Origin of the sequence: Mycobacterium senriense (genome assembly GCF_019668465.1) — a bacterium.
Lineage (GTDB): Bacteria > Actinomycetota > Actinomycetes > Mycobacteriales > Mycobacteriaceae > Mycobacterium > Mycobacterium senriense.
This window is the reverse complement of record NZ_AP024828.1, coordinates 4,711,155-4,734,802: the sequence shown is the minus strand read 5'-3', so window position 1 is coordinate 4,734,802 and position 23,648 is coordinate 4,711,155. Positions and strand designations below refer to the sequence as shown.

The following is a 23,648-nucleotide window of genomic DNA, read 5'->3' as shown; positions in this document are numbered from 1 at the left end:
CCTGCTCAGATCAGGGCCCGCAGCGGACCCTCGGGCGGGTCGATGCCGATCGAACTCAGCGCCGACGCGTGATAAGTGGTGCCGGGGACGTGGATGGCATGCATCTGTCCGACGTGCACGTCGCGCCAATACCGTTGCAGCGGCTTGTCCATCCGCGCCGCGTTGCCGCCCGAGCGGGCGAAGATCTCGTCGACCGCGGACACCGCGCGCCACACCGCCCGAACCTGGGTGCGCCGCCCTGCCGCGCGGTCGGCGAACGACACCTCCTTGCCGGCCGCGACCATGTCGTAGATGCGGTCGGCGTTGGCCAACAGCTCCTGGCGGGCGGCGTTGATGTCCGCGGCCGCCTCGCCGATCGCGTGCATGACGTAGGGGTCGTCCTTGATCGCGGTTCCGGTGGCGCCCACCCGCTCGCGCTGATAGTCCAGGTGCGCGGCGAGCGCCCCTTCGGCGATGCCGATGGTCGCCGCGGAGATGCCCAGCGGGAACATCGTCGACCACGGCATCAGGTACAGCGGCTCGGTCATGCCGGCCTCACGCTGAGCGGTTCCGTCCATCACCTTGGTGGCGTCCATGGTCCGGTAGCTTGGGACGAACGCGTCTTTGACGATGACGTCCTTGGAGCCGGTTCCGCGCAGCCCCACCACATTCCACGAGTCGTCGACGATCTCGTAGTCCTTGCGCGGCAGGATCATGTGCAGCATCTGCGGCGGCATCAGGGGAATGCCCTTCTCGTCGCCGAGCATGGCCCCCAAAATGATCCAGTCACAGTGGTCGGTACCCGAGCTGAACTGCCAGCGGCCGTTGAAGATGTAGCCCCCGTCGACGGGCCTGGCCACGCCCTGCGGTGCGTAGGGGGAGGCCATCCAGGTGTCGACGTCGTCGGCCCAGATCTCGGCGGCGACCTTCGGGTCCGCGTAGGCCAACTGGTAGGGGTGCACGCCCACCACGCCGACGATCCAGCCGGCCGCCGGGTCCAGCGCCGCGGTGGCCATCGTCGTCTCGGCGAACTCGCGGGGGTGCACCTCGAAGCCCTGGTATTGCTTGGTCTGCAACAGCCGGATCAGGCCCGCGCCCTTCATCAGCTTGACGGTGTCGTCGGTGAGCCGCCCGATCCGTTCGGCGTCGGCGGCTTGGTCGCGCAACTGGTCGGCCATGGCCACTACCCGGTCCAGTACCCGCTCGCTCATATCGTTGTCCTTACGTGTGTGGGCTTAGTAATGGTCTACCGCAGACCCGGGCCGTCCCAAAGGAAATCCCGATGAGCGGACACCGGTAATCAGAATTCGACGTGCACATCTGCCCCGGCCGCCCTCGCCTGGCAGGCGAGAATCAGGCCGTCGTCGAGGTCCGCTGCGTCCAGGACGTCGCAGGGGGCCGTGTCGACCCGTCCGGCGATCACGGTCGCCACACACGAACCGCAGCGGCCCTCCCGGCACGAGTGCGGCACGGCGATCCCCGCGTCCAGCAGCGTCTCGACCAAGGTTTGGCCCTGCGGCCAGTGCAGACGATGCCGCCGGCCGTCCAGCTCGACGGTGACATGTGCGGCGTTGACATGTGCGGCGTTGACATGTGCGGCGTTGACATGTGCGACTTTCGGCATCGGCCGATGGTCGGCGATCGGTGCGCGGTGGCGAGCGTGCGCGCCCGGTGGCCGGGAGAACTCACCCGAACCGTCCGGTGACCGGGAGGGACGGCGGCCCGCGATGCGCAAGGCCCTACGGTGACTGGTTGTGAACGCTGGCCAACAGCCCCTGGATGTCGTCGTGGTCGGCGCGGGGTTCGCCGGCCTGTATGCCTTGCACAAGCTGCGCAGCCGGGGCCTGACGGTGCGGGTGCTGGAAGCCGCCCCCGAGCTGGGCGGCACCTGGTACCACAACCGGTATCCGGGTGCCCGCTGCGACGTCGAGAGCGTCGACTACTGCTACTCGTTCTCCGACGAGCTCCAGCGGGAGTGGGACTGGACCGAACGGTATGCCACCCAGGCCGAGATCCTGGCGTATCTGAACTGGGTGGCCGACAAGCTCGACCTGCGTCGCGACATCGCCTTGCGCACCCGCGTGGTTTCGGCGACACTCGATGAGGAGTCGTTGCGCTGGACGGTCATTACCGATGCGGGACAACGACTTTCGGCCCGGTTCTGCCTGATGGCGACCGGTCCGCTATCGGCCGCGCTGACGCCGGACCTCGCCGGCCTGGACACCTTCGCCGGGGAGACCTACCACACCGCGCACTGGCCGCACGAGCCGGTCGATTTCACCGGCAAACGGGTGGCGGTCATCGGCACCGGATCCTCGGGCATTCAATCGATTCCGATCATCGCCGAGCGCGCCGCCCAGCTCTACGTCTTTCAGCGCACCGCGAATTACAGTGTCCCGGCCGGCAACAGGTCGTTGTCCGCCGAGGAACTCGACGAGATCAAGGCGAATTATCCGCAACGGCGTGCGCTGTCGTGGCGCAGCGGCGGCGGTTCACCGCACATCACCGCACCGAGGCCGACGATGCAGTACACCGCCGAGGAGCGCCGGGCGGCGTTCGAAAAGCGGTGGCAACTCGGCGGCGTGCTGTTCTCCAAGACGTTCCCGGACCAGATGACCGACCTCGAGGCCAACGAGGAGGCCCGCAGGTTCTACGAGGAGAAGGTGCGCGCCGTCATCGACGACCCGGCCGTGGCCGAATTGCTGATTCCCACCGACCACCCGATCGGCACCAAGCGAATCTGCACGGACAGCAACTACTTTCAGACCTTCAACCGCGCCAACGTGTCACTGATCAGTGTCCGCGCCACCCCGATCGAATCCGTCGACGCCACCGGGATCAACACCCCCGGACCCGATCAGGGCAAGGCCCACTACGACGTCGACATGATCGTGCTGGCAACGGGTTTCGACGCGATGACCGGGGCGCTGGGCAAGATCGATATCGTCGGGCGTCGCGGCGCGGTCCTGCGCGAGGACTGGGCGCACGGGCCCCGCACGTACCTTGGCCTGGCCACAGACGGCTTCCCCAACCTGTTCATGATCTCGGGCCCGGGAGCGCCCGCCGTGCTGGCCAACATGGTGCTGCACGCCGAGGCGCAGGTGAACTGGATCGCCGACGCCATCGCCTTTCTCGACCGGCACGGATACGCCGCGCTGGAAGCCACCGTGGACAGCGTGGACGGCTGGGGCGCCGAATGTGCCCGGCGGGCCGAGACGACGCTGTTCACCAAGGCGAACTCCTGGTACATGGGCGCGAACGTGCCGGGCAAGCCCCGCGGCTTCATGCTGTTCACCGGCGGCTTCGCCGCCTACACCGACATCTGCGCCGAGGTGGCCGACGCCGGCTACCGGGGCTTCGATCTAATCGAACGATGACGGGATTGCTGGACAAGGTTGTCGTGGTCACCGGCGCCGCCAAAGGCACCGGGCGGGTGCACTGTGCGCGCTTCGCCGACGAGGGCGCCGACGTGATCGCGCTCGACGCCGACACCGCGGCCGACGAGTTGCGCGACACCGCAAGGGGAGTCGAGGACCGCGGCCGACGGTGCGTGACGGGCCTGGCCGACGTCAGCGACCTCGAGGCGATGACGGTCGCCATCGATGCCGGTGTCGCCGTGCTGGGCCGGCTCGACGTCGTGGTGGCCAACGCCGGGGTCCACCTGCCCGGCGCGCCGTCCTGGGAACTCGACCCCCAGCTGTGGCAGCGCACGCTCGACATCAACCTCACCGGCGTCTGGCACACGATCCGGGCGAGCGTGCCGCACATCGGGGATCAGGGTGGCTCCGTCGTCCTGATCAGCTCCACCAGCGGACTGCGCGGCCTACCCAACACCGCGCACTACACCGCCAGCAAGCACGCGGTGGTGGGACTGGCGCGCACCCTGGCCAACGAGCTCGGCCCGCGCGGCATCCGGGTCAACACCGTGCACCCCGGCCCGGTAGCCACGCCAATGGTGCTGAACGAGGCCACCTTTCGGCGACTGCGGCCGGACCTGGACAGCCCGACCGCCGCCGATGCGGCCGAGGTGCTGCAGGCGCGCAACCTGCTCCCGGTGCCCTGGGTCGAGCCCGTCGACATCGCCAACGCCGTGCTGTTCCTGGCCTCCGACGCGGCCCGCTACATCACCGGCACTCAGCTCGTCGTCGACGCGGGCCTGACGCAGAAGACGACATGACCATGACGGCCGAAGGGCGGCTAACAGGGAAGGTCGCCCTGATCACCGGCGCGGCGCGCGGGATCGGCCGTGCGCAAGCGGTGCGGTTCGCGCAGGAGGGCGCCGACATCGTCGCGCTTGACGTGTGCGGCCCGGTCGACACGGTGATCATCCCGCACAGCACCCCGGCCGACCTCGAAAAGACGGCCGCATTGGTCGCCGAGGCCGGTGGGCGGGCGCACACCGAAATCGCCGACGTGCGCGACCTCTCCGGCATGCAGGACGCCACCGAACGAGGTGTCCAGCGGTTCGGTGGCCTGGACGTGGTCTGCGCGACCGCGGGCATCACCTCGCGCGGCATGGCGGTCGAGCTGGACGAAAACGCCTGGCGCACCATGCTCGACGTCAACCTCACCGGGGTGTGGCACACCTGCCGCGCGGCCGCGCCGCACCTGATCGCGCGCGGGGCGGGATCGATGATCCTGACGAGCTCCATTGCGGGCCTGCGCGGGCTGGTCGGCGTCGCGCACTACACCGCCGCCAAGCACGGCGTGATCGGCATGATGCGCAGCATGGCCAATGAGCTTGCGCCACACAATGTTCGGGTCAACTGCATCAGCCCGACCAACGTCGACACGCCGATGATCCACAACGACGTGGTCAGCACCGCGTTCCGGCCCGACCTGGACCGCCCGCCCACGCGCGCGGAATTCGCCGAGGCGGCCCGCTCCATGAACATGCTCGCGGTGCCTTGGGTGGACGCGGTGGACGTGGCCAATGCCGCGCTGTTCCTGGCTTCCGACGAGGCGCGCTACATCACCGCGATCGTCCTGCCCGTCGACGCCGGGGCCACCCAGCGATGAGGAGAACACCATGACCGCCATCGACGACCGTTGGCAGATCGCCACCCGCACCAGCCGAGTGCTCGACGGCAACCCCGACGCGCTCGCCCTGTTGACCAAAGGCCTTGCGGCACAGAGCTGATTGCGGTAACCCGCTCGCCCGGCTTCGCCGCGCTCGCGATCACCGCTGCCTTAACCGCGTGACAGGAACGCCAGCACGGTGCTTTCGAACGCGTCCTTTGCCTCGATCATCGCCCAGTGCCCCGAGTTGGGGAAGATGTGCAGCTCCGCATTGGGAATGGTGCGCATCGGGATCAGCGCCATGTCCGGCGGGCTCACCCTGTCGTCGCGGCCCCACGTCAGCAGAGTGGGCACGGTGAGCTTGTGCATGGTCGCCCATGGCAGCGGCCGGTCGGAGGCGTTCAGCGCGGCGTTCATCCCGGCGAACGCCGCCTTGCCGTACATGCGTCGGGCCGCGGCCAGAGTGTCCGGGTCGGTGGCCAGCTGCCAGCGTTCCTCGATCAGCTGTTCGGTGACCAGCGCCTGGTCGTAGACCATCGACTTGAGCCAGTCGACCAGCCGTTGCCGCGTGGGGTCCTCGACGAACTCCTGCAGCAGCCGAATGCCTTCGCTCGGGCTGGGACTGAAGATGTTGGTGCCGATGCCGCCGATGGTCACCAGCTTCTCGACGCGGTCCGGATTGTGGGTGGCGAAGTTGATGCCGACGCCGCCGCCCATCGAGTTGCCGACGATGAGCACCTTGTCGACGCCCAGCGCGTCCAGGAACGGCGACACCGTACCGAAGGCGGTGACCATCGGATGGCCGCCGAAGTCGTCGCTGACCCCGAACCCGGGGAATTCCAGGATCAGGCACCGGAAGTGGGCGGCGAAGGCGGGCAGCACGCCACGGAAGTTCCGCCACCCGGTGACGCCGGGCCCTGACCCGTGCAGGAACAGCAGCACCGGACCAGATTCCGGGTCGCCGGTGTCGTAGTAGCGCAAAGCGCCCTTTTCCAGGCCGACTTCACGCAGGTCGTCCGCTGCGATGGTCGTCGATTCAGATGTGTCTGCCACGGATGTCACCCTGCCATGCCGTGGCGGCAAAGGTGGACGGGGTTCCGCTCACCGGGCCGCTCAGAGGGGGCTGCCCGCGGACTCGCCGCAATTCATGAGTTCTTTGAGTGCGGCCGGGAACGCGTCGGCGAGGTCCCACAGGTCCGGGACGAGGTCCGGGCAGGAGATGATGCCGATGCCCAGTCGGCCGTTGAGCGACATCACCGTGATGTTCAGCGCGGCGCCGGCGATGATCGGGCCGAGCGGATAGATCGCATCGAGGCGGCACCCCAGGAAGTAGAGCTGGTCTTGCGGGCCGGCGACATTCGACATCACCAGGTGGTGCGGCGGGTTGTTGGGCAGGGGTATGCGCGGCAGCAGTTTCTTTGCGGCGTCGAACAGGGTCTGCCCGGCCACCTGTGTCCAGTCCTGCAGCAGGGTCGGGCCCAGCGCGGCGGAGTGGTCCTTGGCCGCGGCGTTTCCGCCGGCGATGCTGGCCAGCCGTTCGACGGGGTCGTCGATGTGGGTTTCGAGCCGGCAGAGCATCCAGGTCATCTGGTTGCGGCCGCTCCGGGTGGATTTGTCGCGAACGGACACCGGCACGCTGGCGACCAGCGGCAGGTCCGACAGCGCGTCGCGGTCCTGGAAGTACTGGCGCAGCGCTCCGGCGCACAGCGCCGTCACGACGTCGTTGACCGTCACCCCGAACCGGCGTTTGACGGATTTGACGTCCTCGAGGTCCACGCTGGTGAGGGCGACGTTGCGGCGCCGGGTGAACGAGCCGTTGAACGCCGTTGGCGGTGCTGCGAACGGGGCTGCCATGGTGTGCCCACCGCCACGGACGCGCAACACCGTCTCCGCCAGGGTCAGCGCCGTTGCCGGCACGACCCTGGCCAGCCGCCACGGCCGCAACGCCGCCCCGATCAGTCCGCTCGCGGCAATGCGCAGCGGATTCGCCGCGCCGGTACGCTGGACCGGTTCCGGTGGCGGGGCGTCCGGCGCGGCGCTGCACAACTGCGCGAGCAGGTTGGCGCCGCCCACGCCGTCGACCACCGCGTGATGGACCTTGAGGACGACGGACAGCGCGTCGCTGCCGTGCAGGCCCTCGATCACCCACATCTCCCACAGCGGACGATCACGATCGAGCGCCAGCCCAGCGATGTGGCCGCAGATGTCCGCTAACTCTCTGGGACCGCCCGGCGACGGCAGGGCCGCTCGGTGAAGGTGGCGGGCGAGATCGAAGCGATCGTCGTCCACCCAAACCGGATGGTCGAAGTTCAGTTGGTTGTCGGCCAGCTTGAGGCGGAATTCGGGCACGGCGTCCAACCACCCCGACAACGCCGCACGGAAGCGATCGAAGGTGTAGCCCCCCGGCATCGCCATGGGGTCCAGCTCCAGAACGCAGCAAACATTCAAAGGCTGCGTCGGCGTTTCCAGATGCAAAAAGAACGCGTCTAACCCACTGAGTCGTTGCATACCTGCTCGTCTCTTTTGCGCGACCATGACCCCTGGTCACGTGACCCACGGTCATCCCGGAGCTCCTGAGGGGACGCACGATCGGGGAGGCCGCACTGTTCTGATGTGACTTTTATGTGTAGCCGGTGGATGGCGCTGGGCAAACATGACGCCGGTATATTTAACGAGATCGCCACTCGGCGGACGCCCGGTGCGGTCGGCGGGTCGCCGGTTATGCGCCGATGGACCGGCGCCCGGCCATCAGGCGGTCGACGGAGTAGCGGTTGTGGCCGTGGAAGGCAATCACCCCGACGAGAAACAGCGCGTGCACAAGCTGGTCGCCGATCACGTTGAAGTGCTCGATCGACGTCGCGCCCAGGACCAGGACGATCATCACCAGTCCGCCGGCGAGGGCGGCCACGCGGGTCAGCGCCCCCGCCAGCAGCAGCGCCCCGATGATCAGCTCGGCGAAGGGCAGCGTGTAACTGCACGCCGAGACTCCGACGGGGGTCAGCATCGACTTGGTGAACTCGCCCATCATCTGCGCGTGAAACGCGGCCAGCTTCGGCATCCGGACCAGACCGTGGCCGAACAGGCTGGCCCCGATGGTCAGCCGAACCAGCAGATACGCCAGCGCGCGGTCGGTGTCGGATGCGGCCATGATCGGTCCTTCCCGGTTACCCCGGTCTGGCGTGGAAGGCTAACGCGGACAATAGTTTTGGTGTGCCGCCGAGGACATGGTCATTGCGCACCGGAGGCGTCGCGGGCCATCGCGGAGTCGGGCGCCGCCCAATCGGTCGAGACCTTGCGGTGCTTGATCAGCCAGGCGTCATTTTCGGGCACCAGGAGGTCGCGGTAACGGCCGCAGTGGTCGAGCCCGATATGGGTGACCACGGTGAAGTAGGAGTCGACCCGGGCCTGGCCGGGCGCCACCTCGGTGAACAACACGTTCGCGACGTTATGGCGCACAATCGGTTTGACGCCGGCCCCGGCGGCAACCTTCCCGGTGACACCCCCCAGGAAGGCCGCGATCTCCGACCGCCCGCGCAGCGGCGCGAAACCCCGGAGCTCGAGGACGCCGTCGACGCAGAACGTCTCCGCTAGTCCGTCGAGTCGGCCGGCGTCACCGGACCAGTTGTAACGCGCTAACGTGTCCCGGATTCGCTCGCGGGCCACCACTTCCCACATCTCCACCGTCACGACTCCTCGCGCCGTCGCCGAAACCTCGGCCCACCAGCGTAGGCGCATCGGGTGACGGTGCGGAAATAAGGCGGCGCAGCGGTCGACGGAGTCGCCGGAGGGCGATCAGTGATGTTGTCCGGCAAGGTAATCGGGCTATCCCCCCGGTTAGTTCTTGGCGGCGATGAACCGTCAGGTCACGGCTGCGGCGAAGGCTACTCGTCGTCCACGTTTCGACAATGCACCGGTTGGGCAATAAAGGTGGCGAGCGCACGACACGGGCGTTGTGCGCCACACGGAGGGAGAGCGCATGTCGGACAAGAGTGGTCCCGAAGAAGCCATCGAGGGCATCGTCGAAGGTGTCAAGGGCAAGGTCAAGGAAGTCGCCGGCGCGGTCGCCGGGCGTGACGACCTGATGCGTGAGGGCCAGGCTCAGCAGGACAAGGCCGACGCGCAACGAGAGGCCGCCCAGAAAGAGGCCGAAGCCGAAAGCGCCCGTAAGGCTGCCGAAATCAACGAAGCTCGCCAGAAAGCCGAACAGTAGCGGCACTCGATGGTGGCCCGGTCACAGGCGTGGCCGGGCCATCGCTCTGTCGCCGCCGGGGGGCGCCCGGGAATGAAAAGCCGCGCGCGGGCGTAGAACGACGCATGGAACTCAACGACGCCGCCCGCGACCTCATCGGGAAAGGCGCGGATGCCACTCTGGTCACCATCAATCCCGACGGCAGCCCCCAGGTGAGCGTGGTCTGGGTGGCGCTGCGGTCGACGCCCGACGGAGACGAACTCGTCAGCGCCCACCTTTCCGAACACAAGAAGGTCCGCAACATCCGCAACGATCCCCGCGTCGCCGTGACGATCGTGGCGCTCGACGCAGCGGGCCAGGGGATGCGACCATACCTCTCGCTCACCGGGACCGCCCGGATCACCGAGGGCGGCGCCCCCGAAGTGCTGGCGGAGCTCAATCCGGTGCTGGGCGACCCGAACACGAAATTCCCGCCGGACAACGCGCCTCCGGGCTATCTCACCCACATCCGCATCGACAAGGTCGGCGGCATCGGGCCCTGGGCGGGCTGAGCCCGAATCTTGACACTTCCGCTACCCGCGGTAGCGGAATACAGTGGGTGGATGACACCGGGCGAAGACGGGACGCACCTGCGCACGTGTCCCTTGTGTGAAGCCATGTGCGGCTTGGAAATTCGTGTCGAGGACGCCCATGTCACCGGCATCCGCGGCAACCGTGACGACGTGTGGAGCCGCGGGCATCTGTGCCCCAAAGGAACCTCGCTTGCGGCCCTGCACGACGATCCGGACCGCATCCGCCAGCCGATGATCAAGGTCGACGGCCAATGGCGGGAAGTCAGCTGGGACGCGGCGTTTCGCCGCTGCACCGAACTGCTGACCCCGGTGATCGACAAGTACGGCATCGGCGCGGTCACCGCCTACACCGGCAACCCACTGGCGCATTCGTTCTCACTGGCCCGCTATGCGGGCGTGCTGATGGGCATGTCCGGCATGCCGATCACGTATTCGCCCGGCACGGTCGACCAGTGGCCGAAGAACCTGTCGTCGCACCTGATGTACGGCCTGTGGTGGAACTTCCCGGTGCCCGACATCGAACGCACCGACCTGCTGGTGATCATGGGCGCCAACCCGGCGGCATCGCAGGGTTCACTGTTGGCGGCGCCCAACGTGATGGGTCTGATCGACGGGATTCGCAAACGCGGCAAAGTGATCGTGATCGACCCGGTGCGCACCCTGACCGCCGCACGCGCCGACGAATGGCTTCCCATCGTGCCGGGAACCGACGCGGCGCTGTTGCTGGCCGTCGCGCATACCCTCTTCGACGAGGGCCTCATCCGACCGGGGCCGCACGTCGACGGTGTCGATGTCATGCGGCGAGCCGTCGCGGACTGGCCGCCGGAACGGGTCAGCGCGGTCACCGGCATCGACGAAGACCGCATCCGCCGGCTGGCCCGCGAGCTCGCGAGCACCGAGAAGTCGGTGGTATACGGCCGAATTGGGCTGTGCAATCAGGAGTTTGGCAGCCTCGCCAGCTGGCTGGTCGACGCCGTCAACATCCTCACCGGCCATTTCGACGCACCCGGGGGCGCGATGTTCCCCAAGCCGGCGGCCTGGTCGATCACCGCCCAGCCGCTGCCCGGGCTGGAAGACGGCGCAGCGGAATTCGGTCGTTGGCACACCCGGGTGCGCGGCGCCAAGGAGGTGCTCGGTCAGGCCCCGGTGTCGTGCATGGCCGAGGAGATCGCCACCCCGGGCGACGGTCAACTCAAGGCGCTGATCACGGTCGCGGGCAACCCGGTGCTGTCCACACCCGCCGGCGACAAACTCGACGAAGTGCTGCCGATGCTGGAAGCGATGATCTCCGTTGACCTTTGGCTCAACGAGACCACGCGGCACGCCGACGTGATCCTGCCCGGCCTGTCCCCGCTCGAGCAGCCGCACCACGACGATCTGATCCTGCTCTTCGCCATCCACAGCATCGCGAATTATTCTGCCCCGGTGTTCGATCCGGGCGATCGCCCGCACGAATGGGAGATCCTGATCCGGTTGACCGGCCTGTGCACCGGCACACCGGCCGAGGACGTGGACGTCGCGGCCATCGACGACGGCTTCTTCGACTACCTGGCGTTCACGCAGGGCCTCGACGGTGGACAGATCCGCAAGCTCTACGACCAGGGCGGACCCGAGCGAATGCTCGACCTCACGCTGCGCACCGGGCCCTTCGGCGACCAGTACGGCAAGAACCCGGGTGGGCTGACGCTGGACCTGCTCAAGGCCAACCCGAACGGCATCGACTTCGGGCCCATGGTGCCGCAGGTGCCCGACATCCTCGGCACCGCCGACAAGAAGATCCGGCTCGCCCCGCAATACCTGCTCGATGACCTGCCGCGGCTGGCCGCACGCATGGAGCGGGCCGCCGAGCCGCTGGTCCTGGTGAGCCGCCGGCACCTGCGATCCAACAACACCTGGCTGCACAACGTGCCCGCGCTGATGAAGGGAAAAGACCGGTGCACGTTGCTGATCCATCCCGACGACGCGGCCCGCTGCGGCGTCACCGACAACGACATCGTGACGGTGAAATCGGAGGCCGGCGAGATCAAGGTTCCCGTCGAGGTCACCGAAGCCATCAGGCCCGGAGTGGTCTCGATGCCGCACGGCTGGGGGCACGGCAAGCCGGGCACGCGCATGTCGGTGGCCAACGGCTCGCCGGGTGCCAACACGAATGTGCTGTCCCCACCCACGTTTATCGACGAGCCCTCCGGCAACGGCGTGCTCAATGGTATCCCGGTCACGATCATCGACGATCACACCCGCTTCCGGCCTGCGCCAACCGTGTGACCGCCCTCGGGGATTCCCTAGTCCCGCAGGGTCTTTCGCGCCGAAAAGGGCGCGCCTGACAATGTGCCCTCCCGTGCCCTGTCTCCTGGTTAACGGTGGCTGTGCCATTGTGGTTCAACTCACTTCGGCGGTGATCCGGTGAACCATTTACCGGGCGGCCGTCGTCGGCATGGGCATGACTGCAACAACATATTCAAGCTCCCCGCACCGGGCCGCGGGCCGAGGACGCGGCGCTCCACGGATCGCCGGTACCGCGGTGGCTTTCACGCCGCACCGCTACAACCAGGACGAGGTCGCACGCGAGCTCACCGGGTTCACCGATCCGGGATTTCTGCGCTTCGCGCAGACCGCCGGCGTCGACCAGCGCAGCCTTGCGCTGCCGCTGTCGCGTTATCCGAGTCTGACCGGCTTCACCGAAGCGAACAACGCGTATCTCGAGGTGGCCGTCGATCTGGGTGAGCGGGCGATCAAGTCGGCGCTGGCGACCGCCGGCGTGGCACCGCACGAGGTCGACACCATCGTTATGGTCTCCAGCACCGGAGTCGCGGTGCCCACCATCGACGCGCGGCTGATGACCCGAATCGGGTTGCGGCCCGACGTCAAACGGGTGCCACTGTTCGGGCTCGGCTGCGTGGCCGGGGCCGCCGGAATGGCGCGCGTGTACGACTACCTGCACGGCTACCCCGGGCACGTCGCCGTGCTGCTGTCGGTCGAACTGTGCTCGCTCACCCTGCAACACGACGACACCTCGGTCCCCGCGCTCATCGGAGTGTCCCTGTTCGGTGACGGCGCCGCCGCCGTCGTCGCAACCGGGGCCGAACGAGTCCCGTTGGCCGCCAGCCCAACAGGACCACGTGTGCTAGCGACGCGCAGCCGCGTCGTCCCCGGAACCGTCGACGTGATGGGCTGGAACGTCGGCTCCAGCGGATTTCAGCTCGTCATGTCCCGTGACGTCCCCAAGATGGCCGACGACTACCTGCGCGCCGAGGTGGACGCGTTCCTGGCCGATCACGGACTGTCCGTCACCGACATCGCGGCCTGGGTATGTCATCCGGGCGGTCCAAAAGTCCTCGAGTCGATCGAGAATGCGATCGGGTTGCCCGGCGAAGCCCTCGCGCACAGCCGAAACTCCATGCGGGAGAACGGAAATATGTCCTCGGTGTCGGTGCTGGACGTCCTGCGCCGCACGGTCGCCGCGCCGCCGGGCGACGGCGCCTTCGGGGTGATGCTCGCCATGGGGCCCGGTTTCAGCTTCGAGCTGCTATTGCTGCAGTGGTGACGGGGGACGACGCCATGTACTACTACCTGTTCATTCTCGCCGTCGGGGCCGAACGTCTCGTCGAGTTGGCGGTCGCTCAGCGAAACGCCAGATGGTCAATGGCAAACGGCGGCAAGGAGTTCGGGCGCGATCACTACCCGGCGATGGTCAGCATGCACGCCCTGCTGCTGATCTCGTGCATCGTCGAGACCTGGAGCCTGGGTCGGCCGTTCATCGGTTGGCTGGGCTGGCCGATGCTGGCCGTGGTGGCGCTCAGCACGGTCGTCCGCTGGCGCTGCGTCAGCGTGCTCGGCAAGCACTGGAATCCCAGGCTGATCGTGATCCCGGACGCGCCGCTGGTTCAGCGCGGGCCGTATCGCTGGGTGCGCCACCCCAACTACATCGCGGTGGCGGCCGAGGTGGCCGCGCTGCCGCTGGTGCACTCCGCGTGGCTCACCGCGATCGTGTTCAGCCTGGCCAATGCGTTGGTGCTCTCCGTGCGCATCCGCTCGGAGAACGCGGCGCTGGGTTACGCGTAATCAGGGGGCGACGGGCCGATTGGTCCACTGGCGATCGGGCCGGCGCGCCGAGCGGAACCATCCGCCGGCCGCGCCGGTGCCGCCGTCGGTCGGGATGACGTGGCCGGTGACGAAGCCCGAGAGGTCGGAGGCCAAAAACAGGATGACCCTGGCCTGATCCTCGGGCAGGCCCATCCGCCCGACCGGAACCCACTGCGGCCATTGCGCCTGTTCCTCGGCTGAAAGCCATTGCGAATAGGGCACTTGCAGGGATTCGGTGACATCGGGCGCGATGGCGTTCACCCGCACGCCGTCGTTGCCCACCTGGACCGCGAGGCTGCGGGTGAACGCGTTGACGGCGGCTTTGAAGGCGGCATACACCGGATCCTCCGGATAGCCGCGCAGCCCCTCGACCGACGAGACGTTCACGATTGCACCGGCGTGCCGCTCGATCATGGCCGGCAGGAACGCGTGGGTCAGCAGGAAAACGTGGTGCAGGTTGATGCGGTAGAGCTCGTCCCATAGTTGTGGGTCGGTGTTGGCGAAGTTTCCGGGATGCCGTAGCCAGTGGCCCACGTTGTTGACCAGCACGTCGACCCGGCCGAACCGGTCGAGGACCGTTGTGGCCAAGCGGGAGACCTGATCGACGTCACGGACGTCGGTGACGACCGCCAGCGCCGACCCGCCGGCCTCGGTGATCGAGGCCGCCGTCGCGTCGGCAAGGTCGGCGTCGACGTCGGCGATGATCACGTTGGCGCCGTGTACGGCGAACAGTCGCGCGGTGGCTGCGCCGATTCCTCCTGCGCCGCCGGTGACGACCGCCACCCGCTCGGTCAGTAGCGGCTCGGGGCTCGTTGCATGTGTCACCGCTCATATCTTGGGGCATCCAGGGGGTTGAGCAACAGCCGGTTCGGTCTGATCACGCCCGCGCGCCGACCGCAAGAGAGATTGACGAGTGATACCCATCTCCGCCGCCGGCAAACAGTGATGTACACGACATTTCCCGCGCGTTAATTTCCCGTTAGCCCTCGGCGGCGGGGGGTATCCGCCCCCCACTTAGGAGGTTGCAACCCATGGTGAGTACAGCCGAACCGACACATATATTGCCGAGCGTGGCGACGACGAGACGCGTTCATCACCGTCATAGTCCGCAGTCAGTTGCCGTGGGACTTGCCAGCCGGTTGATCGTGAAAAACGCGATCCGCGCGTGGGCCATGACGCCGAATCTGCATTGGCCGTTCGAATACGTCGACACAGTCGCGGGATTGGTCCCGCGTGTCGGATATGCGGCGAAAACCGAATCGGTGCGGCTGGACAACTGTGCCGCCGAATTGGTTCGCGCGCCCGGCGTCTCGGGGGAGCGGGCAATCCTGTATTTGCACGGCGGCGCATTCCTCACCTGTGGCCTCAACACGCACCGTTCCATGGTGGCCCGCTTGTCGAAGGCGGCCGATGCCGTCATCCTCGCCGTCGCATACCGAAAGCTGCCCGCACACCAGATCACCGACGCCATCGACGACGGGATCAGTGGCCTGCGCTGGCTGCAGGATCACGGGTACGACGGCGACCAGGTTGTCGTGGCCGGCGACTCCGCCGGGGGATATCTGGCGTTCATGACCACACTCCTGGCGATCCAGGACGGCATCATGGAGCCGGCCGGAGTTGCGGCTGTCTCGCCGTTCACCGATGCGGATCCCGTGCGAAAACTCAAGCACCGCAACGTCCGCAAGTGTTCGATGTTCACTCGCCGGGCCTTCTCCAGGTTCGCCCAATTCCTCAGCAACGCACAGGTTGTGGAGGGCAAGGGCGAAGGCGACGGCACGGTCGCTTCCCCGGTGGACGCCGACCTGTCCTCGTTGCCGCCGGTCACCATTCACGCCAGCTCGGACGAGTTGCTGCTCGCCGATGCCGAGCTGATGGCGAAACGCTTGGAAGCCAGCGGGATCCACTGCGATCTGCATCTGTGGGAGGGGCAGATCCACGACTTCCCTTTGGCCGCAGACATTTTGCCCGAGGGCCGGCGCGCCATCAAATACCTTGGTGACTTCGTCAAGGACGTCACCGCTGTTCGCGCGAGAGTCCCGAGTGTGCGCAGCCTGCGCAACGCCGCGGTGGCCGGTTGAAGGCGCCGAAAGTAACTGCGCCGCAAGCCGGTTCGCCGTCCCGCTGTTTCGGTGACCCGGCACCGTGTCCCGGCGCCGGGTCTTGGCTGCGGTTGCGCGAACAGGCGCCCGGCAAAGAACCCAGCGCATAAGTTGCGCCGCTGCCGTTACAGTTGGTCCTGATGACCCCACCAGCCCCGCCTGCGCTCACCGTGCGGTACGAGGGAGCCGAGCGCACCTTCGCGCCGGGCAACGACGTAGTGATCGGGCGTGACCTGCGCGCCGACCTGCGAGTCGCCCACCCGCTGATCTCCCGCAACCACCTGATCGTGCGGTATGACCAGGGCCGATGGATCGCCATCGACAACGGCAGCCTGAACGGCCTCTATGTGCACAACCGCCGCGTCCCGGTCGTCGACATCCAGGACGGCCTGCGCATCAACATGGGCAATCCCGACGGTCCCGCGCTCGCCTTCGAGGTCGGCCGCCACCAGGGCTCGGCCGGCCGGCCCCCGCTGACCACGTCCATACCGATCGTCAGCAGCCCCAGCGAACCGCTGGCGCGGGCGCCGCAGGACCAGCCATTCGGCACGCAATGGCCCGGCCAGCCCCAGCAGCCGGCGTCGGCCTCGTTCCGGCACCTCGCCCATCCGTCCACCGCCGCACAGCCGAGCCAGCCGCCCAACGGACCCACGCCGAGCCATCCGGCCGGGCCGCAGCCCCGGTACCCGACCAGCGGTCTACCGAGCGCCCCGCCCAGCGGCTCCCAGCACGCCCCGCAGATCTACCGGTCACCGTCGGCGCATGCGGCGCCGCCGACCACCGCCGAACCGGCCGCGCCCCAGACGGGCCGCGTCGGCGGCGACTCGTCCGTCATCGCGACGTCGATGATGAAGATCCTGCGGCCGGGCAAGACCGGGCTGGACGTGCCGGGCGCGATCAAGATAGGCCGCGCCAACGACAACGACATCGTCATCCCCGAGGTGCTGGCATCGCGCCATCACGCCACCCTGGTCCCGACGCCCTCCGGAACCGAGATCCACGACAACCGCAGCATCAACGGCACCTTCGTCAACGGTGCCCGGGTCGATTCGGCCGTGCTGCACGACGGCGACGTGGTCACGATCGGCAACATCGACCTGATCTTTCACGGCGGCACCCTGGCCCGCCGCGACCAGACGGCGACCGCCACGCGTACCGGCGGCCTCGACGCGCGCGGGGTGACCTGGACGATCGAGAACAACAAAACGCTGCTGGACAACATCTCGTTGACCGCGCTTCCCGGCACCCTGACGGCGATCATCGGGCCCTCCGGCGCGGGCAAGTCGACCTTCGCCCGGCTGGTCGCCGGGTACACCCACCCGACGACGGGGACCGTGTCGTTCGAGGGCCACAACATCCATGCCGAGTACGCCTCGCTGCGCAGCAGGATCGGAATGGTGCCCCAGGACGATGTGGTGCACGGGCAGCTGACCGTGCAGCAGGCGCTGATGTACGCCGCCGAACTACGGCTCCCGCCGGACACCACCAAGGACGACCGCGCCCAGGTGGTGGCCCGGGTGCTCGAAGAACTCGAGATGACCCAGCACCTGCACACCCGGGTCGACAAGCTGTCCGGCGGTCAGCGCAAACGCGCGTCCGTGGCGCTCGAGCTGCTCACGGGTCCGTCGCTGCTGATCCTCGACGAGCCGACCTCCGGCCTGGACCCGGCGCTGGATCGGCAGGTGATGACCATGCTGCGGCAGCTGGCCGACGCCGGCCGCGTGGTGCTCGTGGTCACCCACTCGCTGACCTACCTCGACGTCTGCGATCAGGTATTACTGCTCGCGCCCGGCGGCAAGACCGCGTTCTGCGGCCCGCCGAGCCAGATCGGTCCCGCCATGGGCACCACCAACTGGGCCGACATCTTCAGCACGGTCGCCAACGACCCCGACGGGTCCCGGGCGCGCTACCTGGCCCGGACGGGTCCTCCGCCCGCTCCGCCGCCCGCGGAGAAACCCGCCGAACTGGGCGATCCCTCGCACACCAGCCTGTTCCGCCAGTTCTCCACGATCGCCCGGCGTCAGATGCGGCTGATCATTTCGGACCGCGGCTACTTCGTCTTCCTCGCGCTCCTGCCGTTCATCATGGGGTCGTTGTCGATGTCGGTGCCCGGCGATGTCGGCTTCGGCATCCCGAACCCGATGGGCGCCGCGCCCAACGAGCCCGGGCAGATCCTGGTGCTGCTGAACGTCGGCGCGGTGTTCATGGGCACCGCCCTGACCATCCGCGACCTGATCGGTGAGCGCGCCATCTTCCTGCGCGAACAGGCGGTCGGGTTGTCCACGTCGGCGTACCTGTTGGCCAAGGTCTGCGTGTACACGGTCTTCGCGATCGTCCAGTCGGCGATCGTCAGCATCATCGCGGTGCTCGGCAAGGGCGCCCCGACACAGGGGGCCGTCGCGCTGGGCAAGCCCGGTCTGGAGCTGTTCGCGGACGTCGCGTTGACGTGCGTCGCGTCGGCGATGCTGGGGCTGGCCCTGTCGGCGGTTGCCAAGTCCAACGAGCAGATCATGCCGTTGTTGGTGGTGGCCGTGATGTCGCAGCTGGTGTTCTCCGGCGGGATGATCCCGGTCACCGCGCGCGTCGGGCTGGACCAGATGTCGTGGGCGACACCGGCGCGGTGGGGATTCGCGGCGTCGGCCTCCACCGCCGACCTGCTCAAGCTGGAGCCGGGACCGGTCATTCCCAAGGACTCGCACTGGCGGCACACCCCGGCGTCGTGGTGGTTCGACGTCGGCATGCTGTTCGTCATCAGCGCCGTCTATCTGGGCTTCGTGCGCTGGAAGATCCGCCTCAGGGGCGGCTGAGCGCGTCCGTTCAGGCGCCCTTGCGGACCAACTGCTCGGCCGCGGCGCGCATGCGGTCGGACAGCTGCAGCAGATCGTGCTCGCCCACGCCCAGCGGCAGCGTGTAAGCCAGTTGCCGCAATTCGACGGCGTAGTTGCGCAAATCTTCGCGGAGGCGCATCTCAACAGTGGGCATGACTTCTCCCTCAGGCCGGGCAGAATGCCTGGTCCGCGTCGACCAGCCGATCTGAAAATCCTCGCAGGCCGCCCGGATAACCGCGAGGGTGTCTACGCGTTTTAACGGGAGTTTGACAGCGCATTTACAGTCGGCGCGCCGGCGATGTCGGCGGCCGCTCGTGCCGCAATACCGAAATTCCCGGCGCCATCTCGCGGTGGCGTTACGCTGACGACGCTCGGTGAAAAGCATGCGGAAAGGCACAGGCGCCGGAATGGATTTCGAACTCGACGCTGGGCAGCGCGCCTGGCTGGCCGAGGTCCGCGAGTTTCTGCACCAGAACGTCACCCCGGAATTGCGCGCCGAGCTCGCCGAGCACGACCTGGAATTTCGCGACGGGGAAGTCGCCCGGTTTAGACGCAAGATCGGGGCCAAGGGCTGGTTCGGGCTGAACTGGCCGCGCGAATATGGGGGCCTGGGGCTCGGCGCGATCCACCTGCATCTGCTGATGAGCGAATTCGAATATTGGGGCGTGCCCGGCCCCGACCTGACGGTGACCTCGGTGGCGCCGATGATCATGCGGCACGGCACCGAGCGCAACAAGACCGAATGGCTGCCCCCGATCGCGCGGGGCGAGATGATCTGCGCGGTCGGCTATTCCGAGCCGGAGGCGGGAACCGACCTGGCCGGCCTGCGGACCAGCGCCACGCTTGACGGCGAGGAATGGGTGATCAACGGCACCAAGATCTGGAACAGCGGCGCCCAGCGTGCGACGCACGAATGGCTCTGTGTCCGCACCGATCCCAGCGCCGCCCGGCATCGGGGCATTTCGGTCATCATGGTGCCGATCGACAGCCCAGGCGTCGACATCCGCCCGCTGTACGCCTGGTCTGGCTACCGCACCAATGAGGTGCACTTCCGTGACGTACGGGTACCGGGCACCAACCTGGTCGGCGAGGTCGACCGCGGCTGGACCTATATCACCGGCGCCCTCGATCTCGAACGCGGTGCGCTGACCAACGCAGGAGACCTGCGCCGCGCGGTCGAGGAACTGCACGAGCTGGCGCGACGCCCGCGGCGCGACGGGTCCGTGCCCGCCGACGATCCGTCGATTCGCCGCCGGTTGGTGCAGGCCGAGGCCGACGTCGCGGTGGCCGTCCTGATGGGTTACGAGGCGGCGTCGATCCTCGACAGCGGCGTCATTCCCAGCGTCGAGGTCAGCGTCGAGAAGGTGTTCACCAGCGAGCTGCGCCAGCGCATCGCCGACCTGGCGCTCGACCTTCTCGGCCCCGACGGTCTGCTGGCGCATCGCAGCGAAAAGGCCCCGCTGGCAGGCAAATTCGAGCGTCTTTACCGGGCCGCCCCGCTGATGCGCTTCGGCGGGGGTACCAACGAGGTGCTGCGCGACATCATCGCCCAGCGCGGGCACGCAATGCCCTCCTATGAACGCTGACCCCGAGCCCATACACCGCCGATGAAGACGATCCCCACTACCGAACAACGCGAGTTCGCCGCGGCGTTGCGCGCCCTACTGGCCGCCGAGAACCCGATCGCGCTGGTGCGCGCCCTCGGCGAACCCGACGCGGACCGCGGCACGCCGGCGTTGTGGAAGGCGCTGGCCGATGCCGGCGTCTTCGGCCTGGCCATCAGCGAGGAGTACGGCGGCGCCGGCGGCTCGCTCGACGACCTGGCGGTCTTCTACACCGAGGCCGGCCGCGCGCTGTGCCCGACGACGGTGCACAGCAGCGTGCAGGCCGCGCTGGCCATCGACCAGCTCGGCTCCCCGGACGTCAAGGCCCGCTGGCTGCCGAAGCTCGCGTCCGGGAACGTCCGGGCCACCACGGCGCTGTGGAACGCCCGCGACGCCGCCGCCGTCGCCCCGCCGCTGCACGCCGACCCCGCCGGAAAACGGTGGCGGCTCAACGGAACCGCGGATTACGTCCTCGACATCGACGTCGCCGATCTCATCGTGGTGTCGGCCGCGGCGGGCGGGCGCACCCTGCTCTTCGTCGTCGATGTCCGGGATGTCAGCGTGGAACCGCTCGACATGGCCGGTGGGTTCCAGGCTCGCACGGTGCGCTTCGACGACGTCACCGTCGACGCGGCATTGGACGGGGTCACCGCACCGGCACTGCGCCGGCTGGCCAACATCGCCGCGGCGCTGGGATCGCTCGACCTGGTGGGCGTCGGCCTAGCCGCGTTGGACCGCACCGTCGACTACACCAAGCTGCGTCATCAATTCGGCCGGCCCATCGCGTCGTTCCAGGCCGCCCAGCATCTGGTCGCCAACATGCACATCGCGCTCGCGGCAGCGCGATTGGCTGCGCACGCGGCGGTGTTCTGGCTCGGACGCGGCCGCGTCGCGACCAGGGAGACAGCGGTCGCGCGCATGCACGCGGCCGCCGCGGCGCGGCTGATCACGATGGACGCCCACCAATTGCACGGCGGCATGGGCTATGTCACCGAGACCGACCTGCACCTGTGGAGCGAACGCGCACGGCTCGGTTCGACATTCGGCGGTGGAGCCGACGTCGCGGCCTCCTGGCTCGAGCAGTGCCTGCACGACGAGACAGACGAAGGGGAGCGCCGTTGAGCGAGGACAGCTTGATCGACGCGGAATCGGCGTCCCGCGTGGGCACGGTCGCAGCGTCGGCGACCGGCGAGGTGAACCGGCGCGATTGGCAACGCTGGGCCGCGGCGGTGGGTGACCACAACCCGCTGTATTTCGACCCGGATTACGCCAGAGCCAATGGATATCGCGACATCATCTGCCCTCCATTGTTCCTCCAGTACGCGATCCTCGGCGTCTCGCCGCTCGAGTCGCTGCGTCCCGACGGATCGTCCGGGGCGGTCTCCGGCAGCCTGGCCTTCCCCCGGGCCCCCAAGCGGATGGCCGGCGGTGAGAGCTTCACGTTTCACCTGCCCGCCTATCACCGCGACGAGATCGAGATGGTCCGCACCATCGAATCGATCGTCGAAAAGCAAGGCCGCTCCGGCAAATTCGTTCTTGTCACCTGGCACACGGTGTACCGCAACCAGCATCGCGACCTGCTGGCCGAAGCGTCGACATCGATGATCGCCCGTCCCTAGGAGCGCAATGACCGACTCGCAGGTGTGTTACGAAGACGTCGCGGTGGGTGAGGACATCCCCACGCTGACCGTCACCGTCGACGAAACCCAGATGTTCTTCTTCAGCGCCGCCACCTACAACGGCCACCGCATCCACTACGACAAAGAGTGGGCCCGCGACACCGAAGGCTACGAAACGGTCCTGGTGCACGGCCCGCTGCAGGCGGCGCTGCTGGCCCGCGCCTTGGGCGACTGGATCGGCGGGCGCGGGCGACTGGTGTCGTTCTCGGTGCAGAACCGGGCCGTCGCCTATCCCGGCGAATCGCTCAGCTTCGGTGGTGAGGTCACCGGTAAACGGCTGAGCGACACGGGAACCGGGCTGGTCGATCTCGTCATCGCCGGGCGCCGCGACGACACGATACTGATGCCGGGAATGGCGACGGTCGAGCTGCCGATGCGGGGAGCTCAGGCGTGACCGGGCTGCGCGGCGAGGCAGCCATCGTCGGGATCGCGGAGTTGCCCGCCGAACGGCGTCCCACCCGCGCGCCGCTGTTCACCCTCGATCAATACGCGGTGCTGGCGAAGATGGCGATCGAGGACGCCGGAGTCGGCCCCGACTGTGTCAACGGCCTGCTGACCCACGGCATCGCCGAGTCGGCCATGTTCGCGCCGGCCACCCTGTGCGAATATTTGGGTTTGGCCCTGGATTTCGGCGAGCGCGTGGATCTCGGTGGGGCCACCGCCGCCGGAATGATCTGGCGGGCCGCGGCGGCCGTCGAACTCGGCATCTGCGAAGCGGCGCTCGCCGTCGTACCCGGCTCGGCGTCGCTGCCCCGATCCGAGCGTCGACCCGCGCCCGACCCGAATTGGTATGGGGCGTCATCGAACGACTACGGCTCGCCACAAGCCGAATTCGAGATTCCCTACGGCAACGTAGGGCAGAACGCGCCCTACGCTCAGATCGCCCAGCGTTACGCGGCGGAATTCGGCTACGACCCGGCCGCGGTCGCCAAGATCGCCGTCGACCAACGCAGCAACGCGTGCGCGCACCCGGGCGCGGTGTTTCACGGCACCCCGATCACGGTGAACGATGTGCTGGACAGCCCGATGATCGCCGACCCGATTCACATGCTGGAAACGGTGATGCGCGTGCACGGGGGAGTGGGCGTGCTGATTGCCAACGCCGACATCGCACGCCGCGGCCGCCACCGGCCGGTGTGGATCAAGGGCTTCGGCGAGCACATCGCCTTCAAGACCCCGACCTATGCCGAGGACCTGCTGTCCACCCCGATCGCACGCGCGGCCGACCAGGCCTTCGCGATGGCCGGACTGAACCGGTCCGATGTGGATGTCGCGTCGATCTACGACTGCTACACCATCACGGTGCTGATGAGCCTGGAGGACGCCGGATTCTGCGCGAAAGGCGAAGGCATGTCCTGGATTACCGGGCACGACCTGACCTTTCGCGGTGACTTCCCGCTCAACACCGCCGGCGGCCAACTGTCCTTCGGCCAGGCCGGCATGGCCGGCGGCATGCACCATGTGGTCGACGGTGCACGCCAGATCATGGGCCGGGCCGGCGACGCGCAGGTGACCGACTGCCACACCGCGTTCGTGACCGGCAACGGCGGCATCATGAGCGAACAGGTCGCGCTGCTCCTGCGGGGGGACTAG

Annotated in this window: 23 protein-coding genes; 15 read left to right on the top strand and 8 right to left on the bottom strand. The window is 67.9% G+C overall.

Going from position 1 to position 23,648, the window contains the following annotated elements; translation table 11 throughout:
• Positions 1-5 precede the first annotated feature (5 nt).
• Positions 6-1,190, bottom strand: coding sequence for an acyl-CoA dehydrogenase family protein (locus tag MTY59_RS22215; protein WP_221043067.1), 1,185 nt, complete (start codon positions 1,188-1,190; stop codon positions 6-8).
• An 89-nt stretch (positions 1,191-1,279) separates the two neighbouring features.
• Positions 1,280-1,603, bottom strand: a complete 324-nt coding sequence (locus MTY59_RS22210; RefSeq protein WP_221043066.1) for a 2Fe-2S iron-sulfur cluster-binding protein — start codon at positions 1,601-1,603, stop codon at positions 1,280-1,282.
• Positions 1,604-1,733: 130 nt separating this feature from the next.
• Here MTY59_RS22210 and MTY59_RS22205 point away from each other — a divergent pair, with 130 nt between their 5' ends.
• From MTY59_RS22205 to MTY59_RS22195, 3 genes are read left to right on the top strand one after another with little or no spacing between them, the layout of a single operon-like run.
• Positions 1,734-3,356 carry a flavin-containing monooxygenase gene (locus MTY59_RS22205; RefSeq protein WP_415822023.1) on the top strand — a complete coding sequence of 541 codons (1,623 nt, stop codon included), beginning with the start codon at positions 1,734-1,736 and terminating at the stop codon, positions 3,354-3,356.
• Positions 3,353-4,156: a mycofactocin-coupled SDR family oxidoreductase gene (locus tag MTY59_RS22200; RefSeq protein WP_221043065.1), complete on the top strand. Its 804-nt coding sequence runs from the start codon at positions 3,353-3,355 to the stop codon at positions 4,154-4,156. The genes MTY59_RS22205 and MTY59_RS22200 overlap by 4 nt, the downstream gene beginning before the upstream one ends.
• Complete coding sequence (locus tag MTY59_RS22195; protein ID WP_415822020.1) at positions 4,153-4,998, top strand: mycofactocin-coupled SDR family oxidoreductase; 846 nt, start codon at positions 4,153-4,155, stop codon at positions 4,996-4,998. Before MTY59_RS22200 ends, MTY59_RS22195 begins: the two co-directional genes overlap by 4 nt.
• Positions 4,999-5,169: 171 nt before the next feature.
• Here the strand turns inward: MTY59_RS22195 and MTY59_RS22185 are convergent, their stop codons facing one another.
• The 4 genes from MTY59_RS22185 to MTY59_RS22170 all read right to left on the bottom strand — a co-directional run bounded on the left by MTY59_RS22185 (position 5,170) and on the right by MTY59_RS22170 (position 8,679).
• A complete protein-coding gene (locus MTY59_RS22185) occupies positions 5,170-6,051 on the bottom strand; it encodes an alpha/beta fold hydrolase (RefSeq protein WP_250160625.1) in 882 nt (293 codons plus the stop codon).
• A 60-nt stretch (positions 6,052-6,111) separates the two neighbouring features.
• Entirely contained in the window at positions 6,112-7,506 is a 1,395-nt protein-coding gene (locus MTY59_RS22180; RefSeq protein WP_221043064.1) for a WS/DGAT/MGAT family O-acyltransferase, read from the bottom strand.
• 211 nt (positions 7,507-7,717) lie between these two features.
• Positions 7,718-8,146 carry a DoxX family protein gene (locus MTY59_RS22175; protein ID WP_221043063.1) on the bottom strand — a complete coding sequence of 143 codons (429 nt, stop codon included), beginning with the start codon at positions 8,144-8,146 and terminating at the stop codon, positions 7,718-7,720.
• An 80-nt stretch (positions 8,147-8,226) separates the two neighbouring features.
• Positions 8,227-8,679, bottom strand: coding sequence for a nuclear transport factor 2 family protein (locus MTY59_RS22170; RefSeq protein WP_221046586.1), 453 nt, complete (start codon positions 8,677-8,679; stop codon positions 8,227-8,229).
• Between the two features lie 295 nt (positions 8,680-8,974).
• Between MTY59_RS22170 and mbp1 the strand changes: the two genes are divergently transcribed.
• The 5 genes from mbp1 to MTY59_RS22145 all read left to right on the top strand — a co-directional run bounded on the left by mbp1 (position 8,975) and on the right by MTY59_RS22145 (position 13,821).
• A complete protein-coding gene (mbp1, locus tag MTY59_RS22165; RefSeq protein ID WP_221043062.1) occupies positions 8,975-9,208 on the top strand; it encodes a microaggregate-binding protein 1 in 234 nt (77 codons plus the stop codon).
• A gap of 104 nt (positions 9,209-9,312) precedes the next feature.
• Positions 9,313-9,738 carry a PPOX class F420-dependent oxidoreductase gene (locus MTY59_RS22160; RefSeq protein ID WP_221043061.1) on the top strand — a complete coding sequence of 142 codons (426 nt, stop codon included), beginning with the start codon at positions 9,313-9,315 and terminating at the stop codon, positions 9,736-9,738.
• Between the two features lie 51 nt (positions 9,739-9,789).
• Complete coding sequence (locus tag MTY59_RS22155; protein ID WP_221043060.1) at positions 9,790-12,024, top strand: molybdopterin-dependent oxidoreductase; 2,235 nt, start codon at positions 9,790-9,792, stop codon at positions 12,022-12,024.
• Between the two features lie 256 nt (positions 12,025-12,280).
• On the top strand, positions 12,281-13,303 hold the full coding sequence (locus MTY59_RS22150; protein ID WP_221043059.1) for a type III polyketide synthase: 1,023 nt from the start codon (positions 12,281-12,283) through the stop codon (positions 13,301-13,303).
• Positions 13,304-13,317: 14 nt separating this feature from the next.
• Positions 13,318-13,821 (top strand): isoprenylcysteine carboxyl methyltransferase family protein, encoded by a 504-nt coding sequence (locus tag MTY59_RS22145; protein ID WP_221046585.1) that lies wholly within the window; start codon positions 13,318-13,320, stop codon positions 13,819-13,821.
• Here MTY59_RS22145 and MTY59_RS22140 read toward each other — a convergent pair whose 3' ends face one another.
• Positions 13,822-14,667: an SDR family NAD(P)-dependent oxidoreductase gene (locus MTY59_RS22140; protein ID WP_221043058.1), complete on the bottom strand. Its 846-nt coding sequence runs from the start codon at positions 14,665-14,667 to the stop codon at positions 13,822-13,824.
• A 206-nt stretch (positions 14,668-14,873) separates the two neighbouring features.
• On the opposite strand from MTY59_RS22140, the gene MTY59_RS22135 reads away from it, so the two are divergent.
• Both MTY59_RS22135 and MTY59_RS22130 read left to right on the top strand, forming a co-directional pair.
• The gene (locus MTY59_RS22135) at positions 14,874-15,923 is read left to right on the top strand and encodes an alpha/beta hydrolase (RefSeq protein WP_221043057.1); all 1,050 of its coding nucleotides are present in this window, start codon (positions 14,874-14,876) and stop codon (positions 15,921-15,923) included.
• Positions 15,924-16,084: 161 nt separating this feature from the next.
• Positions 16,085-18,751, top strand: coding sequence for an FHA domain-containing protein (locus tag MTY59_RS22130; RefSeq protein WP_221043056.1), 2,667 nt, complete (start codon positions 16,085-16,087; stop codon positions 18,749-18,751).
• A 10-nt stretch (positions 18,752-18,761) separates the two neighbouring features.
• Here the strand turns inward: MTY59_RS22130 and MTY59_RS22125 are convergent, their stop codons facing one another.
• Entirely contained in the window at positions 18,762-18,926 is a 165-nt protein-coding gene (locus tag MTY59_RS22125) for a hypothetical protein (RefSeq protein WP_167540309.1), read from the bottom strand.
• 253 nt (positions 18,927-19,179) lie between these two features.
• On the opposite strand from MTY59_RS22125, the gene MTY59_RS22120 reads away from it, so the two are divergent.
• From MTY59_RS22120 to MTY59_RS22100, 5 genes are read left to right on the top strand one after another with little or no spacing between them, the layout of a single operon-like run.
• Positions 19,180-20,358: an acyl-CoA dehydrogenase family protein gene (locus MTY59_RS22120; RefSeq protein WP_221046584.1), complete on the top strand. Its 1,179-nt coding sequence runs from the start codon at positions 19,180-19,182 to the stop codon at positions 20,356-20,358.
• A 21-nt stretch (positions 20,359-20,379) separates the two neighbouring features.
• Complete coding sequence (locus MTY59_RS22115; RefSeq protein ID WP_221043055.1) at positions 20,380-21,498, top strand: acyl-CoA dehydrogenase family protein; 1,119 nt, start codon at positions 20,380-20,382, stop codon at positions 21,496-21,498.
• On the top strand, positions 21,495-21,995 hold the full coding sequence (locus MTY59_RS22110; RefSeq protein ID WP_221043054.1) for a MaoC family dehydratase: 501 nt from the start codon (positions 21,495-21,497) through the stop codon (positions 21,993-21,995). The genes MTY59_RS22115 and MTY59_RS22110 overlap by 4 nt, the downstream gene beginning before the upstream one ends.
• Before the next feature lie 7 nt (positions 21,996-22,002).
• Positions 22,003-22,449, top strand: coding sequence for a MaoC/PaaZ C-terminal domain-containing protein (locus MTY59_RS22105; RefSeq protein WP_221043053.1), 447 nt, complete (start codon positions 22,003-22,005; stop codon positions 22,447-22,449).
• Positions 22,446-23,648 (top strand): thiolase family protein, encoded by a 1,203-nt coding sequence (locus MTY59_RS22100; protein ID WP_221043052.1) that lies wholly within the window; start codon positions 22,446-22,448, stop codon positions 23,646-23,648. Before MTY59_RS22105 ends, MTY59_RS22100 begins: the two co-directional genes overlap by 4 nt.

What these genes read in the sequence shown, in the direction of transcription:
- MTY59_RS22215 (WP_221043067.1), bottom strand. Translation starts at nt 1,190, where the DNA reads ATGAGCGAGCGGGTACTGGACCGGGTAGTGGCCATGGCCGACCAGTTG.
- MTY59_RS22210 (WP_221043066.1), bottom strand. Translation starts at nt 1,603, where the DNA reads ATGCCGAAAGTCGCACATGTCAACGCCGCACATGTCAACGCCGCACAT.
- MTY59_RS22200 (WP_221043065.1), top strand. Translation starts at nt 3,353, where the DNA reads ATGACGGGATTGCTGGACAAGGTTGTCGTGGTCACCGGCGCCGCCAAA.
- MTY59_RS22195 (WP_415822020.1), top strand. Translation starts at nt 4,153, where the DNA reads ATGACCATGACGGCCGAAGGGCGGCTAACAGGGAAGGTCGCCCTGATC.
- MTY59_RS22180 (WP_221043064.1), bottom strand. Translation starts at nt 7,506, where the DNA reads ATGCAACGACTCAGTGGGTTAGACGCGTTCTTTTTGCATCTGGAAACG.
- MTY59_RS22175 (WP_221043063.1), bottom strand. Translation starts at nt 8,146, where the DNA reads ATGGCCGCATCCGACACCGACCGCGCGCTGGCGTATCTGCTGGTTCGG.
- mbp1 (WP_221043062.1), top strand. Translation starts at nt 8,975, where the DNA reads ATGTCGGACAAGAGTGGTCCCGAAGAAGCCATCGAGGGCATCGTCGAA.
- MTY59_RS22160 (WP_221043061.1), top strand. Translation starts at nt 9,313, where the DNA reads ATGGAACTCAACGACGCCGCCCGCGACCTCATCGGGAAAGGCGCGGAT.
- MTY59_RS22155 (WP_221043060.1), top strand. Translation starts at nt 9,790, where the DNA reads ATGACACCGGGCGAAGACGGGACGCACCTGCGCACGTGTCCCTTGTGT.
- MTY59_RS22145 (WP_221046585.1), top strand. Translation starts at nt 13,318, where the DNA reads ATGTACTACTACCTGTTCATTCTCGCCGTCGGGGCCGAACGTCTCGTC.
- MTY59_RS22135 (WP_221043057.1), top strand. Translation starts at nt 14,874, where the DNA reads ATGGTGAGTACAGCCGAACCGACACATATATTGCCGAGCGTGGCGACG.
- MTY59_RS22130 (WP_221043056.1), top strand. Translation starts at nt 16,085, where the DNA reads ATGACCCCACCAGCCCCGCCTGCGCTCACCGTGCGGTACGAGGGAGCC.
- MTY59_RS22125 (WP_167540309.1), bottom strand. Translation starts at nt 18,926, where the DNA reads ATGCCCACTGTTGAGATGCGCCTCCGCGAAGATTTGCGCAACTACGCC.
- MTY59_RS22120 (WP_221046584.1), top strand. Translation starts at nt 19,180, where the DNA reads ATGGATTTCGAACTCGACGCTGGGCAGCGCGCCTGGCTGGCCGAGGTC.
- MTY59_RS22115 (WP_221043055.1), top strand. Translation starts at nt 20,380, where the DNA reads ATGAAGACGATCCCCACTACCGAACAACGCGAGTTCGCCGCGGCGTTG.
- MTY59_RS22105 (WP_221043053.1), top strand. Translation starts at nt 22,003, where the DNA reads ATGACCGACTCGCAGGTGTGTTACGAAGACGTCGCGGTGGGTGAGGAC.